General features: G+C 65.8%; 12 protein-coding genes. All 12 read right to left on the bottom strand.

The window, feature by feature from the left end:
• Nucleotides 1-52: 52 nt before the first annotated feature.
• On the bottom strand, nucleotides 53-1,597 hold the full coding sequence (locus tag K9L28_04860; protein ID MCF7935652.1) for a septum formation initiator: 1,545 nt from the start codon (nucleotides 1,595-1,597) through the stop codon (nucleotides 53-55).
• A 103-nt stretch (nucleotides 1,598-1,700) separates the two neighbouring features.
• Complete coding sequence (locus K9L28_04855; GenBank protein ID MCF7935651.1) at nucleotides 1,701-2,465, bottom strand: M15 family metallopeptidase; 765 nt, start codon at nucleotides 2,463-2,465, stop codon at nucleotides 1,701-1,703.
• Between the two features lie 14 nt (nucleotides 2,466-2,479).
• Nucleotides 2,480-3,772 (bottom strand): TRAP transporter large permease, encoded by a 1,293-nt coding sequence (locus tag K9L28_04850; protein ID MCF7935650.1) that lies wholly within the window; start codon nucleotides 3,770-3,772, stop codon nucleotides 2,480-2,482.
• On the bottom strand, nucleotides 3,769-4,269 hold the full coding sequence (locus K9L28_04845; GenBank protein MCF7935649.1) for a TRAP transporter small permease: 501 nt from the start codon (nucleotides 4,267-4,269) through the stop codon (nucleotides 3,769-3,771). The genes K9L28_04850 and K9L28_04845 overlap by 4 nt, the downstream gene beginning before the upstream one ends.
• Nucleotides 4,270-4,274: 5 nt before the next feature.
• Nucleotides 4,275-5,327, bottom strand: a complete 1,053-nt coding sequence (gene dctP, locus K9L28_04840) for a TRAP transporter substrate-binding protein DctP (protein MCF7935648.1) — start codon at nucleotides 5,325-5,327, stop codon at nucleotides 4,275-4,277.
• Nucleotides 5,328-5,461: 134 nt separating this feature from the next.
• Nucleotides 5,462-6,901 (bottom strand): hypothetical protein, encoded by a 1,440-nt coding sequence (locus K9L28_04835; protein MCF7935647.1) that lies wholly within the window; start codon nucleotides 6,899-6,901, stop codon nucleotides 5,462-5,464.
• A gap of 162 nt (nucleotides 6,902-7,063) precedes the next feature.
• Entirely contained in the window at nucleotides 7,064-8,728 is a 1,665-nt protein-coding gene (ilvD, locus tag K9L28_04830; protein ID MCF7935646.1) for a dihydroxy-acid dehydratase, read from the bottom strand.
• Nucleotides 8,729-8,755: 27 nt separating this feature from the next.
• Complete coding sequence (locus K9L28_04825) at nucleotides 8,756-10,039, bottom strand: TRAP transporter large permease (protein MCF7935645.1); 1,284 nt, start codon at nucleotides 10,037-10,039, stop codon at nucleotides 8,756-8,758.
• Nucleotides 10,040-10,041: 2 nt separating this feature from the next.
• On the bottom strand, nucleotides 10,042-10,548 hold the full coding sequence (locus K9L28_04820; GenBank protein MCF7935644.1) for a TRAP transporter small permease: 507 nt from the start codon (nucleotides 10,546-10,548) through the stop codon (nucleotides 10,042-10,044).
• Nucleotides 10,549-10,554: 6 nt separating this feature from the next.
• On the bottom strand, nucleotides 10,555-11,529 hold the full coding sequence (locus K9L28_04815) for a TRAP transporter substrate-binding protein (protein ID MCF7935643.1): 975 nt from the start codon (nucleotides 11,527-11,529) through the stop codon (nucleotides 10,555-10,557).
• A 114-nt stretch (nucleotides 11,530-11,643) separates the two neighbouring features.
• The gene (locus tag K9L28_04810; protein ID MCF7935642.1) at nucleotides 11,644-13,830 is read right to left on the bottom strand and encodes an HD domain-containing protein; all 2,187 of its coding nucleotides are present in this window, start codon (nucleotides 13,828-13,830) and stop codon (nucleotides 11,644-11,646) included.
• Nucleotides 13,827-14,939 (bottom strand): ABC transporter substrate-binding protein, encoded by a 1,113-nt coding sequence (locus tag K9L28_04805; protein MCF7935641.1) that lies wholly within the window; start codon nucleotides 14,937-14,939, stop codon nucleotides 13,827-13,829. Before K9L28_04805 ends, K9L28_04810 begins: the two co-directional genes overlap by 4 nt.
• Nucleotides 14,940-14,966 lie beyond the last annotated feature (27 nt).

Here is a 14,966-nt window from a genome sequence, read left to right as displayed (position 1 = left end):
GGGGCGCTTCGCTGTCTTGGTTCCGCTGCGTACGCGTCATCCCCGCCGCGGGCTATCTCCCGTCGTAGAAGCGGGTCAGGTCATCCTTCAGTTTCTGGTGCTCCGAGGCTCGCGTGTAGAGCATGTGCCCCGCCAGGTAGGTCTCGAAGGTGATGTCTCCGATACGCTCCGGCGGGATCTCCATGTGCCGCAGGCTGTAGAGCACCGACTCGCGGGGACAGACCATGTCGTAGAGACCCATGGCCACAAAGAGGTCCATGTGGGGGTCCCGGCGCATGGCCTTGGCCATCTGGCCCACCACATTGGGATAGCCGTACTGGCGGTAGAGCGCCCCGGAGTGGAAGTTCCACCTGGCGTTGGCTTCCTCGCTCAGGGGGATATAGCGCCGGTCGATCTCCAGGCCCAGGTCTTCTTCCAGATACTCCCGGAAGAGGGTGATATAGGGCGCCCCCGTCATGAACATCAGGGGGTCCTCGCTGAAATCATACCGGCTCCCGTAGGCGGTCAGACGACTGTCGTAGAGGCTGAGAAAACGCCGCTCCTCCCGCAGCAGCCGACCGGCGAAGGCGTAGGCCGACACCCGGAGGTCCTCCGCCTGCAGATAGGCCCCGGGCAGTCCGGTGTATCCGGCCATCTCCCGGACGAGCTGTTCCCGGTCGTCGCCGCGCAGGTCGTACCCCTTCCAGAGCCCCTGGAGATAGTCCTCTTTGGCCCACCGCCGTGCCTCCTCCAGAAGGGTCTCCCGGTCGGCCGGCAGACCGGCGCCGCTCTTTCCGTGGTAGTGGGCGGCTGCGGCCATGGCGGGGGCGAGATGCACGTAGGGACGCTCGTTGGTGGTGTCCCCATCCAGATCGCCGTAGCTCGGCGCCGGGGAGATGAGGATGATCCCCGAGGGCATGACCCCCATGTCCTGCAGGAAGGCGGCGAGCCCCGGCGCCCGCAGGCCGCCGTAGCTCTCCCCGGCGATGTAGACCGGGGCGTTCCAGCGGTCCCGGCGGTTCAGGTACATCCGGATGAACTCGCCGACCGAGGTGATGTCGGCCTGTACGCCCCAGAACTCCTCGGCCGCCTCGTCCTCCGAGGCGGCCCGGCTGAATCCCGTCCCCACGGGGTCGACAAAGACCAGGTCCGTCTGGTCCAGCAGGGTGTTCCCGTTGTCCCGCAGGGTGAAGGGCGGCTTGGGGATCTCCAGCCCCGAGGCATCCATGGAGACGATCCTGGGACCGAAGGCGCCGAGGTGCACCCAGAGCGCGGCGGCGCCGGGGCCGCCGTTGAAGGCGAAGGTCACCGGTCGTTTCTCCTTCTTCTCCCCCTCAGCCTCGTAGGCCACATAGAAGATCTCGGCCTTCTCCGTTCCGGAATCGTCGTAGATGGGCATAAAGCCCGCCGTCGCCGTGTAGGCCAGCGACGAACCGTCGACCATGATCTCATGGGAGGTCACCGAGGGGCTCTCGGGCAACACATACCCGGTGCCCGGTTCAGCCTGCTGCGCCTCCGGCTCCCTCTGGCCGGCGAGAGCGACATCGGCCGCTGCCGTCACGGCAACGAGCAGAACGACCATCACGCCGCAGTACACAAGAAAAGGTGCACGTTTCATACTAGGCATTCCTCCATCTCATAGGGTGTACTCCTTGTCCGGACATACCGTCCTCATGCCGCCGCCAGGCTTCCCGACAGCCCAGCGGAACGTCATCTCTGCGCTACCCGCTCTCGCCCCCCTTCCACCAGCGCAGCTCCGGGGCGGTCGCGCCGTAGAAGGCGGCCCGTTCCCCCCTCGTCCAGGCCCAGCTCTGGTTGCCATAGTCGTAGTGCCACCACTCGCCGGTGAAGTTGCTGAACCCCGCCTCGACCATCACCCAGTAGAGCAATCGCCGGTTGCGCAGGCACTGGAGCTCCCGCACCGAGAGCTCCCTGCCGCCTGCGAAGGCATCCTCGTAGTAGCTGGTGGTCGATTCGGAGACGGTGGCGTCGAAGGCGGTGCCCATGTCGAGCTCCAGCCCCCGCTCGTCGGCGATGGTCAGGTCCACCGCACCGCCGGTGAGGTGGGGCGACGGCGCACGCTCGTCCACCGAGGGGCGGGCCACATAGGCGACGGCCCACTCGTTGAGCGCCTCCTCGCTCTCCTGCGGATGGGCCCTCCGCAGCTCCGAGAGACAGCAGGAAAAGAGGGTCTCCTGCAGCGAGGCGCTCCGCCAGCCGTCGAAGACAACGAAACGGTAGCCGTCGGGGAGGCGTTCCGCCGCCCTGGCCAGCCGGATCAACACCTCCCTGCGCAGGAAGACCGCCGGCAGCGCACCGGGCAATCCCTGCAGGAAGTACTGCGGACAGGACACCACCCGGTCCGGCCGGTGCCCCACCACATGGAGCGACTCCCCCTCCTCCTCGATGGGGATACCACGGACGCCCCGCCAGTTGATATCACTGCCCTGCGGGATCGGATCGTTCCACTGATCGATCTGTCGCACCCTTCCACCTCCAGCTATCCCAGACCCAGCCACAGCGGAATCAGCGTGGTGAGCCAGGGAAAGGTAATGATCAGAAGCACCACCGTCATGGCCACGCCGATGAAGGGCCAGATGATCCGAAAGACATCGACCAGCGGCACCTTCCCCACGGCGGCGACGATATAGTTGCAGGCCCCCATGGGCGGCGTGATCAGCGCGATGGTCACGTTCAGCGTCATCACCACACCGAAGTGGAGCGGATCGATCCCCGCCTTGACCGCCAGGGGCGCGAAGATAGGCGTCAGCAAGGTGAGCGTGGAGACCTCCTCCATGAACATCCCCACCGGGAAGATGATGGCGCTCAGGACAATCAGCAGCAGCCAGGGGTTCTCGATGATCCCCGTCTCGATGATAAAGGCCGCGAATCGCTGCGGCACCTGCTCCCACTTGAGGAGCCAGCCGATCACCGTGGCCGCCCCGATGATGAGAAAGATGGAGCTGGTGAGCCGCACCGTCTCGTAGAGGGCGGCACCGAGCTCACTCCAGTCGAGCTGTTTGGTATAGACCACGCCGGCTACCAGACAGTAGAAGGCGCCCAGCGCGCCGGACTCGGTGGGGGTCACCACACCGGTCATGATTCCCCCGATGATGATCACCGGGGCCACCAGCGCCACCAGCGAGCGCAGCAGCACCGCACCGGTCTGGCCCCGCACGCTCTCGGCGTGGCTCCGGGGCATGCTGTACCGCCGGGAGTAGAAGAAGTTCATCACCATGAAGGCGCCTCCCAAAACAAAGCCGGGCAGCATCCCCGCAGCGAAGAGCCCGCCGATGGAGGTGTTGGTCATGGTGGCGTAGATGATCATGAAGATACTCGGCGGGATGATCGGCCCGATGAGGGAGCTCCCCGCCGTGAGCCCCGCCGCGTAGGCGGGGGTGAAGCCGTCCTTCTTCATGGCCGGGATGAGGATGGCCCCCAGCGCCGAGGCATCCGCCGCGGCCGAGCCGTTGACCCCGGCGAGGATGATCCCGCCCAGCACGTTGACATAGCCCAGACCGCCCCGCACGGAGCCTACCAGCAGTCTGCTGAAGTCCAGGAGCCGGTCGGTGAGCCCGGAGCGGTTCATCAGGATCCCGGCCAGGATGAAGAAGGGGATGGCCATGAGGGAGAAGACGTCCATACCGCCGTAGAACTGCTGGGCCATCACCTTGAGCAGCGAGAGGTTGCCCAGGGAGATGATCCCCACCAGCGCCGCCGAGAGCAGCGAGAGGTAGAGCGGCAGGCCGATGACCATCAGGATGAGGAAGGCGCCGATCATCAGGAAGGTCATCGGTCACGCCCCTCCTCCCGTTTCCGCCGCTCCAGGAGGAGCACCCCCGCCAGCAGGAGCGACAGTCCCGCCGGCACGGCCAGCAGCGGCACCGTTTTGGGGATGTGCATGGCCATGGTCCGCATGCTCCACATGCCCAGAGCGTTCCGGAACCCCATATAGATCATCAGCGACAGCACCACCACCGTCACCAGCAGCCGGAATCCGGCCGCCAGCCTCTGGAGCCGGTCGGGAAGCCGGGGCACCACGAAGTCCACCACCATGTGCTCGTTGTGGAACAGCGCCCCGTAGGCCGCCAGGAGCACCAGCCATAGCAGCGAGAAGCGGGCCAGCTCCTCGGTCCAGATGAAGGAGCTGTGGAGCACGTAGCGGCAGAAGATCCCCAGCAGGATGGTGCCGATATTCAAGGTGAGGAGCGCCCCAGCGCTCCATGCGCTGAGGCGTTCCAGGCGCTTCGCCCACCGGGCGGCCGGCCCGGTCTTCCGTTCAGACACCACGAAACCTACTGCTCCGCCGCCTTTTTGTTGGCACCTGCGGCGCACTCCAGGGAGAGATCGATCCAGCTCTCGTCGATCCTGCCCTGCAGCCACTCCAGATAGGCGGGCTGGCCGATGTCGCGGAACCTGGCCATCTGCTCATCGGTGGGGGTGTAGGCCTCCATGCCCTGATCGACGAGGAACTCGATGTCCTTGGAGTCCTTCTTCTCCACGAAGGCCCGGTTCATGTTGTTGGCCTCCAGCGCCGCATCGCGGACCACCTGCCGCTGTTTTTCGCTGAGGGAATCGAAGAGCTTGCCGTTCATCACCAGGAACTGGTCGGAGTACTGGATATTGGCCAGCGTCAGGTAGGTCTGCACCTCGTAGAGCGACCCGATCCGGATGTACATGGCGGGATTCATCTGTCCGTCCACCACGCCGGTCTTCAGCGCCATGTAGAGCTCCGTCCAGGGGATGGGCGTCCCGCTGGCGCCGAAGGCCTCGTAGAGCGCCACCTGGTCGTCGGCCATAGCCCGGAACTTGAGGCCCTTGAAATCCGCCGGCTCGTGGATGGGACGCTTGGAGTTGGTGAAGGCCAGGAACCCGCCCTCCTCCACCGCCGCCAGCAGCACGGCGCCGGTGCGCTCCCGGAAGACCTTCCGGGCCCTGTCCCAGAAACGGCTCTGGTCGAAGTAGATGTGGGCGGCCTCGAAGGAGTCGAAGAGGAAGGGGATGTTGGAGGCGTACATCTCGGGGAAGACCGGGGCGATCCCCGCGTAGGAAGCGATGTTGACGATGGGCTGGTTCATCCCCGTGTCCATGAGGAGCTCCATGCGCTCCTCCTCGTTGCCCAGCTGGCTGTCCGGGTAGAGCTCGATCTCCACCGCGCCCCCGGTGCCCTCCTCGACGAGTTTCTTGAAGTTCGTCGCAAAGTAGTGGACCGCGTTGTTCTCCACATCCGCCGGTCCGTTGTAGGACATCTTGACGACCTCAGCCGAAGCCGTCGCACCGCCAGCCGCCACAACCAGGAACGCCACCGTCAGGAGACATCCCACCAGTGAGTACCTACGCATCCGCATGGTGCACCACGTCCTTTCTATAGGTGTGTAATGCTCTTATTTTAGCACATTCCACCGATTCCTTTGTCGGGGCGGCTCTTCTCCTCAGAGAAAGGGGACACCCCGCTTTCCGGAACAGAAGAGGCTCTTCCTGTTCACATCTTCTCCTGGAGAGCCCGCACCTTCTCGGCCGCGCCGGGGCAGTTGTGGTCCCTGGCCCGTTTGTACCACATCAGCGCCTTGTTGTAGTCCCTGGGGACACCGCGGCCCGTCTCGTAGAGGGCGCCGAGGTTTTTCATCGCCCAGGGCACGCCCTTGCCGGCGGCCTTGCGGTACCAGAAGGCGGCCTTGCCGAGGTTCTCGGCCACGCCGCGGCCCGACTCGTACATGTAGCCCAGTCGGAACATGGCCCGGCCGAACCCCTTGCCCGCTGCCTGCTGGTACCAGTGGAGGGCCTTCTGATAGTCCTTCTGCAGGCCGTTGCCGTTGTAGTAGCGCTCGGCCAGGAGATACTGTTTCTCGGGGTAGCCGTTCCTGGCGGCCGTCATCAGCGCGGCGATCTCCCGCTTCTGCTGGGGCGACTGCCCAGGGGCCAGCTCGTGGAACTTCGCATAGAAGGAGCGGTACTGGCTGAACTTCTCCGGATCGATCTCGAAGAGCAGCGACTTGGCCCAGTCGCTGCCGCCTCCTTCGGCCTGCCGGAGGAGATTGATGGCCCGGTCGAAGTGCCTGGCCGTACCGTGGCCGCGGTAGTAGCAGGTGGCCAGCCAGGCCGTACCGTCGGCGCTGCCCAGCGAGGAGGCCTTCTTGAAGTACTGGTAGGCCTCGGCATAGTCCTTCTGCCGGTAGAGCTTCCTGCCTGTCTCCACCATGGCCTGGACCTGTGCGGTGGTGTAGGAAGGAGCAGGCGTCGCCGTAGGGCGCGGTCGCGGCGTCGGTGTGGGGCGGGCCGTCGGCCGCGGCAGCGGCGTGGGCGTCGGGACCGGTGCCTCGGTGGGTGTCGGAACCGGCGCCTCCGTCGGTGTGGGCACGGCCCTGCCGGTGCAGGCGGCGATGCCGTGGTCCTCCAGACTGCTGCAGATCGCCCGGGCCACCTCCCTGGTGGCCGCCAGCAGCCCCTCCACACCCTGGTTGGTGTCGACCTCGAAGGAGTCCACGATCACGCTGTCCTCCACGCGCACCAGTTTGGCGTTCAGCAGCAGCAGCGACCCGAAGGAGTTGATGGAACCCAGAATCAGGTAGGACGCCCCGGAGACCTTCCCCAGCTCGGTCACCGTGGCCTCGTCGGTCATGGCCGAGGTCTGGAGCTCCAGCTCCTTGGCGTACTGAGCGAACTGGGAACGCTCCACGATCTCCACCGACGACCGCTTGATCAGCGAGGCCTGGAGCACCTCCGCCACGGAGTCGCCGAGAAACGCTTCCACCCCGTTCACCTTGAAGGTCATGCAGGCCACCCGGGCCCCGTCCTCCGCCCGGGCCGCCCCGGCGAGCGTCGTCGTCAGCACGAACAGGCAGAGCATCAGCACCGCGAGGCAGGGCGGCCTGCCCTCGATCCCTCTGTAGACACGTTTTCTACTGTCCGTTCTCGTTACCATCCCCGGTCCCCCTTCGGAGAATCGTCATGAGCAGCGTGATGCACCTGTATTGTACCGTAAAGCGTGACCTGAAGACATAAGGGAGACACCCAAACCAGCGGTCCGGGTGTCTCCCTCTGCGCAGCTCTTCCTGTTCCGTTCGCCGGGATATCCGTAGAGGCTTTACCGCTCCTCCATCACGGCGCCCAGCGCACCGGAGCTCACGAAGGCACGGTAGCGGTTGAGGAAACTGCTGTCGATCTCCTGTTCCCGGGGCTTCCAGGCCTCGCGCCGTCGCGTGCGGACATCCTCGGGCACCCTGAGCTCCAGGCGGCGGTTCGGGATGTCGATGGAGATGAGGTCACCCTCCTCCACCAGGGCGATCTCCCCGCCGGAGGCCGCCTCGGGGGAGACGTGTCCCGTGGCCGATCCCCTGGTGGCGCCGGAGAACCGCCCGTCGGTGATCAATGCCACCGAGCGGTCCAGACCCATGCCGGCCAGAGAGGAGGTGGGGGTGAGCATCTCCCGCATGCCCGGGCCGCCCTTGGGCCCTTCGTAGCGGATCACCACCACATCGCCTGCGTTGATGGCCCCGCCGAGGATGGCCTCGGTGGCGTCCTCCTCGCAGTCGAAGACCCGCGCCGGGCCCTCGTGCCGCAGCATCTCATCGGCCACGGCGGACTGCTTGACCACGCAGCCGTCGGGGGCGAGGTTACCCTTGAGGACAGCGATGCCGCCCTGGTCGTGGTAGGGATTCTCCAGCGGACGGATCACCGATTCGTCGGCCACGGCGACCCCTCTGAGGTTTTCGCCCATGGTCCGGGTGGTCACCGTCTTCACCGAACCGTCGATCCTCCCGCCTTCCAGAAGCCGGGACATCACCGCCTGCACCCCGCCGGCGGCGAAGAGATCCTGGATGTGGTGGCTGCCGCCGGGACTCATGTTGCAGAGGTGCGGCACGACCCGGCCCACCTCGTCGAAGGTGTCCAGCGTGAGTTCCACACCGGCGCTCCTGGCGATGGCCACCAGGTGGAGGGCCGTGTTCGTCGAACCGCCCAGGGCCATGTCCACCGCCACAGCGTTGCGGAAGGCCGCGGAGGTGAGGATGTCCCGGGGCTTGATGCCCTGCTCGTAGAGCGTCATCACCGCCAGCCCCGCCTCCTTGGCCAGGCGCTCCCTGGCGGAGTAGACGGCGGGGATGGTGCCGTTGCCGGGCAGGGCCAGTCCCAGGGCTTCCATCATGCAGTTCATGGTATTGGCGGTGAACATCCCCGCGCAGGAACCGCAGGTGGGGCAGGCGATCTCCTCAAGGTCGGCCACCTCTTCGGCGCTCATACCGCCGGAGGCGTGCCGTCCCACCGCCTCGAAGACATTGGAGAGATCCACATCCCTGCCCTGGTGCACACCGGCCAGCATGGGGCCGCCGCTCAGCACGATGGTGGGGATGTCGAGCCGCGCCGCCGCCATGGCCATGCCGGGGATGATCTTGTCGCAGTTGGTCACCATCACCAGGGCGTCCAGGGCGTGGCCTTCGGCCATCACCTCGATGGAGTCCATGATGAGCTCCCGGCTGGGCAGGGAATACTTCATCCCCTTGTGGTTCATGGCGATGCCGTCGCAGACCCCGATGACGGGAAACTCCATGGCCGTACCGCCGCCGGCGTAGATCCCCGCCGTGACCCCCTCCACCAGCCGTTTCAGGTGGGTGTGTCCCGGGATGATCCCGTTGAAGGCGTTGACCACCCCAACCCAGGGTCGGTCCACCTCCCAGTTTGCGTATCCTGCCGCCTTGAGCAGCGAGCGGTGCGGCGCCCGGGCTGCTCCCTTCTTTGCTCTGTCGCTTCGCATACTGTCACCTCCAGCTGTCCGCGCCCCCTAGGGTGCGGCGAAAAAGAGATTGGGCAACACCATGGTGATCGCCGGGACATAGGTTACCACCAGGAGCACCACAATGAGAATGAGCACCATGGGCACAATGGCCCTGCTGATCTCCTCCAGCGACAATCCCGTGATGGCGCTGGCCACGTAGATGTTGATCGCCACCGGCGGTGTGGCCATCCCGATGGCCAGGCCGATGGTCAGCATGATGCCGAAATGGATGGGGTCCAGGCCGATCTGCTGCATGGCCGGCAGGAAGATGGGCGTCAGGATGATCAGCGCCGACGCCGTCTCCATCACCATCCCGGCCAGGAGGATGATCACATCCACCACCAGGAGGATCAGCAGCTCCTGGTTGCCCGCCATCCCCAGCAGGGCACCCGCCACCGCGTCGGGGATCTGGTAGAAGGCCAGGCACCAGCCGAAGAGCTTGGCCGTAGCGATGATGAACATCACCAATGAAGACGTCACCCCGGCGCCGACCACGATACGGTAGAGTTTCCGGAAATCGATGGTCCGGTAGACAAAGAGCGCCACGAAGAGGGTGTAGTCCACGGCCACCGCCGCCGCCTCGGAGGGCGTGAAGACACCGGAAAAGATCCCGCCCAGGATGATCACCGGCGTCATCAGGCCCCAGAGCGAGGAGACGAAACGCCTCCCCTTCTCCCGCCCCGATACGGGGTCGCTGGCGGGGTAATTGCGCTTCCCGGCGATCCAGAGGGCGAAGAGCACCAGCCCCGTCCCCATGAGGGCCCCGGGGAGGAACCCGGCCAGAAAGAGCTTGGCCACCGATTCCCCGGCGATGACGGCGTAGAGCACCATGGGCACGCTGGGCGGGATGACCACGCCGATGGTGCCCGACGAGGCGATCAGCGCCGAGGAGAAGTCCAGGTCGTAGCCCTTGCGCTTGAGGTCCGGCAGGAGCGCCGACCCCACCGCCGCCGTGGTGGCGGCGCCGGAACCGGAGATGGCGGCGATGAACATGGAGGCCAGGGTGGCCACGATGGAGAGCCCGCCCCGGATCCGTCCCAGCGTGGCCTCGGCGAAGGCCACGATCCGCTCGGAGATGCCCCCCTGGGCCAGGATATCCCCGGCGAGGATGAAGAAGGGCACCGCCACCAGGGCGAAGGAGTTGTTCCCTTCGAAGAGCGTCTGGGGCACCATCTCCAGGGGAATGCCGCTCAGCAGGAAGACCAGCAGCGACGACAGGCCGATGGCCAGCCCGATGGGCACGCCGATCAGCAGCAGCACCAGAAAGGCGCCGGCGAGGATCCAGCCCACGGCTACCGCCCCCTCACTGTTTCCAGGATACCCGCCGCCAGATGGAGCAGGATGATGCCGCCCACCAGCGGGTAGAAGGCGTAGAGCCAGGACATGGAGAGCCCCATGGCCGGGGTGGCCTGGCCCGCCTCGGTCGCCATCATCCGGGCGCCGTACCAGACCACCACGGCGAAAAAGAGCACCCCCAGCAGATGGACCGCCACGCCCAGGATCTTCTGCAACCCCTCCGGAAGACGCCGGGCCACAAAGGTCACCGCCATGTGGCTTCCCCGACGGAAGGCGATGGCCGCCCCCAGCAGGGAAGCGAAGACCAGAAGAAAACGTGTCAGCTCCTCGGACCAGGAGAGCGCCTCAAAGCAGAAGCGGCAGATCACCTGAAGGGTGGTCACCACGATCATGGTGGCGATCAGGCCGAAGAGCACCGCCTCGCTGATTCCGTTGATTCTGTCCGCGATACGAGAAACCAGGGGACGGCCTCCGCCCCCTGGCATAGACTGCCGGTCACACATTGCAGACTATTTGGTATCGAGGATGCGCTGCACGAGATCCTCGCCGTACTTGGGCGCATACTTGTCGTAGACCGGCTGCACCGCCTCCATGAAAGCCTCCCGGTCGGGCTCGGTGACCTCCATCCCCTTCTCCTGGAGGAAGGCCAGCCACTCCGCCGCCTTCTCGTTGTCCCAGTTCCGCTCGTACTCGGCGGCCTCCTGGGCGGAGGTCTCCATGATCTCCTGCTGCGCAGGCGTGAGCTTCTCCCAGGTCTTGCCGCTCATCATGATCAGCGCCGGCGCATAGGCGTGGCGGGAGAGCGTCAGGTAGTCCTGGGTCTCGTAGAGCTTGAAGGCCACGATGACGTTCAGGGGGTTCTCCTGGCCGTCCACCGTCCCCTGCTGCAGCGCGGTGAGCACCTCCGTCCAGGCCATGGGCACCGCGTTGGCGCCGAGGGCCTTGAAGGAGTCCACATAGACCGGGTTCTGCATCAGGCGGATCTTCAGCCCCTCGATATCCTCCGGGGTGGCCACGGGACGCTTGCTGTTGGTGAGGTTCCGGAATCCCCGTTCCGCCCAGGCCAGTCCCTTCCAGCCCTGGGGCTCCAGCTTGGCCAGCAGCTCGTCGCCGATGGGCCCGTCCAGCACCCTGTAGGCGTGCTCGGGCCCCCTGAAGAGGAAGGGCAGGTCGATGACGCCGAACTCGGGGACAAAGTTGATGATCGGGCCGGTGGTGATCACGCCGGCGTCGACGATGCCCATCTTCATCCGTTCCAGCAGGGTACGCTCGTCGCCGAGCTTGGCGTTGGGATAGAGGGTCACCTCGATCTCCCCGTCGGTCTTTCCCTCCACCAGCTCCTTGAACTTCTCCGCGCAGAGATGGAAGGCATCCTGCTCGTTCACCACATGGGCCAGCTTGATCTGGTGCACCGCCGCCCAGCCCGCGCCCGCCCCAAACATGGTCAGGGCAAGGGCCAACACAACCGCTATACTCCGCTTCATCACCTTGGAATCACCTCCGAATAGATTGCCCCAATGGGGGGATTGCAATAGCACCCTCTATCCTACCACTCTTTTGCACCGATGCCCCCACCGCATCGCCGCATCCGGCGCCGGCTAGCCCTGGATCTTTTCGTAGACCGCGGCGAAGAGTTCGTGATGCTCCCGGAAATACTCCAGCAGAACAGGGTTGAAATGATGGGGCTCCACCCTGCCGTCGCCTTCCGTGATGATCTTCGTCGTCTTCTCGTGGGAGAAGGCCGGTTTGTAGGCCCGGGCTCCCCGGAGGGCGTCGTAGATATCGGCCAGGGTCACCACCTGGCCCTCCCAGGGGATGTCCTCGCCGGCCAGACCGTAGGGGTAGCCGCTGCCGTCCCACTTCTCGTGGTGGTAGAGGCAGATCCGACGGGCCATGGCCAGCCAGCTGGCCTCCCCCAGCACCTTGGCGCCCCACTGGGGGTGCATCTTGATGACGGCGAACTCCTCCTCGGTGAGCGGTCCCGGCTTGGAGAGGATCTCCCGGGGCACCTTGAGCTTGCCGATATCGTGGAGCTTGGCGAAGACCCCCATGTCCTCCACCTCGCGGCCCTCCCGCCCCAGAGCCCGGGCCAGCAGCCTGCTGTAGGCACCCACACGGTCGATGTGCTCCGCCGTCTCGTCGTGGTAGATGGAGGTGAGGTGCTGCAGCCGCCCGGCCAGATAGGTGTAGGAGGCCCTGATCTCCTCCTGGGCCCGCACGGCGTAGAGTGTGCCGGTGAGGTTGGCCGCCACGGGATCCAGCGTCTCGATGAGCTCCTCGTCCCTAGCCCTCGGCTCGTCGAAATCGATCTCCATGCTGCCGATGGGCAGGTCCTCCTCCACGAGGGGGATCACCAGTTCGCTTTTCACCTCCCGGCATTCGTTCATGTAGGATTCCTCCTGCTCCACATCCTCCGCCCAGATCACCCGGCGCTGCCGGACGGCCTTGCCGGCCAGCGAATTGTAGAGTGTCGCCGGAGCGGGCAGGACATACACCCGGTAGCCGCTCCATCCCAGGGGGATCAGCTGTTCGTCCCGGAGGAGATCGATGGTCACCCCGAAGGCGCCGGAGACCTCCCGCACCGCCTCGGCGACCCGGTTGACGCGCTCGCCCAGTCCCGCACCGCCCCGCAGCTCCCGGGTCACCTCCAGGGTCTTGCCCCAGACATGCTCCCGCATCCGGAGGGTGTTGTTGGTGCCCTCCAGGGCGTCGTTCATCCCCTTGAGCTCCTCGTTGTAGGAGACGATCTCCTCCTGCTGCTGCTGCAGCGCGTCCAGCGCCGCGGTGAGACCGTCGAGCATGGAGGAGACCTCCGCCACGGAGCTCCTGCCCCGCTGCTCCCGAAACCGCTGGGAGAACCGCCTTACCACCTCCACCATGCTCTCGGGATCGCCGACACCCTGCAGCCGGGAGGGCAGCACAGCCGCCAGCGAGGTCACCCCATCCAGTTCGGGGAGAATCCGGCGCCGGAAGAGCAGCAGGAAGGTCCAAAGCAGCAGCAGTAACAGCAGCAGCAGGACCACCAGGGGCACGACAGGCTTCACCAGCGAGAGGAGCACCGCCTGCAGCGGCAACACGGCCACGATCCGCAGGTTTTCCACCCTGGTCGGCGCAGGGCGCACCCAGAGACGCCGGCCTGTGGCAAGGCGCGCGTAGCGCCAGCCACTGCCCTGCATGACGCTCCGCTCCAGCTTGCCGCGCAGGAGGCTCGGTTCGAGGAATCCCGGGACGTTCTCCTGTTCCGGCCCCGGCCAGAGGATGTCGCCGTCTTCGTCGATCACGAGCAGACTGATCCCGTACCCCTCCACCTCCGGCAGGAGGTACTTGAAGGCCGGACGGACACCGACATGGAGGAGGCGGTCTTCGCCCACGGGGAAGGACCGCTCCAGCAGCGGTTCCCCCTTTGGATTGAACCGGTCCGAGAGGGACCACTGCCCGACGGCAATGTGGGAATGGGGAAGTCGGATGCCCAGGGGCAGCCCTCCGGCGAGGGTCCGCACCACCCGTCCCCCCTCGAGGAGCGCGAGGATGCGGATCTCGTCGTGGCCGCCGCGCCTGTGGTTCAGGGGGGTGTCGCTCTGCAGGAAGGCCAGGGTGGCGTCCTTTTCCACCTCTTCAAGGTGGAGGGAGAGCATGGAGGCGGCGTGCCGGATCATGTCGTCGCCGCTCTGCCTGAAGGTCGCAATGCGGTCCGTGAGGTTCATCGCCACGCCCACGATCAGCAGCACCGCCGCCAGACCGCCGAAGAGGAAGAGGATGGTGGGCAGGATCCGCCGGAGCCTCACGGTGCGGACACCTCTTCCACATGATTCCATCTTCCCCCTTCCAGACGAACCCGCGAGAAGGGACGCCTTATATCACCGTTTGCATCCACCGGAAAGCGTCCGTTGAGGCATTCCACCTCATTCAGGGAACGCAACCCCCGGAGCAGCTTCCGGGCGTCGCCGTCCACCCTGCGGACCGCGGCGTCCAGCATGGCCATGGCGTCATAGGCCTTCACGCCGAAAAAGGGGTCGGGGAGGCTCCCGTACCGTTCTTCCATAAAGCGTACAAAGGGATGCCCTCTGTCGCGATACCCCAGATACCCGGGGACCACGGCCTCCATCCCCGTTCCGGAGGATCCGGCCAGGAGCGCCGACCGCCGGGAGACCGACCAGTGGCTGCACCAGAGGGTGATATCGGGGAAACGCTCCCGGAGCTGTTGCGCCGCGGCGGCACAGGCGTAGGGAGAGAGCACGAGGAATGCCCCCGCCGCCCGGAGAGGAAGGGACTCCATCTGAGCGAGGGTCCACCGATCGATGGCGTATCCGCGCAGGCTGCACACCATCCGCGGCGCCTCGCCGACAGACTGGACGAAGCGTTCCGCAACCTCCTCCACGTAGGACCGGTTGCCCCGCTCTGCCACGATGAGGTAGGGCGGCCGATCTTCCTTCCGGATCCCCCGGACAAGCAGTTCGCTCTGCTTCGCACTGTCGTGGTAACACCTGAAAAGGAAGTCCCCGCCCTGGGCAAGCCGGGGCGAACTGCCGCTGGGGCTGATACAGGGGATATCCTTACCGTACGCGGCGCGCATGACCGCCTCGGTCTCTCCGGAGGTGAAGCCCGCCATGACGACATCGGCACCGGCGTCGACAGCATGCTCCACACCCTCCCGGGCGGATCGCCCGCGCACCACCAGCGGTCGGTACCGTACCGGGGCACCGTCAGCACGGCTGTTGAAGTGATCCATCGCGAAAAGAAGCGATTGCCGCATCTTGCGCCCGTTGAAGGACGCCTCATCGTGCTCTACCAGGATCGCCACGGTGAGGGTATCCCGGTTCCGCGGCAGTAGGAAAAAGGCGGCGAGCGATGCGGCGACGATCAGCAATACTGCAATACGAACACCCTTGCGCATCCTTGGGCTTCCTCTCCTGCTCTATCC

The sequence above is a fragment of the Synergistales bacterium genome, from assembly GCA_021736445.1.
Taxonomy (GTDB): domain Bacteria; phylum Synergistota; class Synergistia; order Synergistales; family Aminiphilaceae; genus JAIPGA01.
Note: the sequence above shows the minus strand (reverse complement) of the source record. Positions and strands in the feature narration are given on the sequence as shown.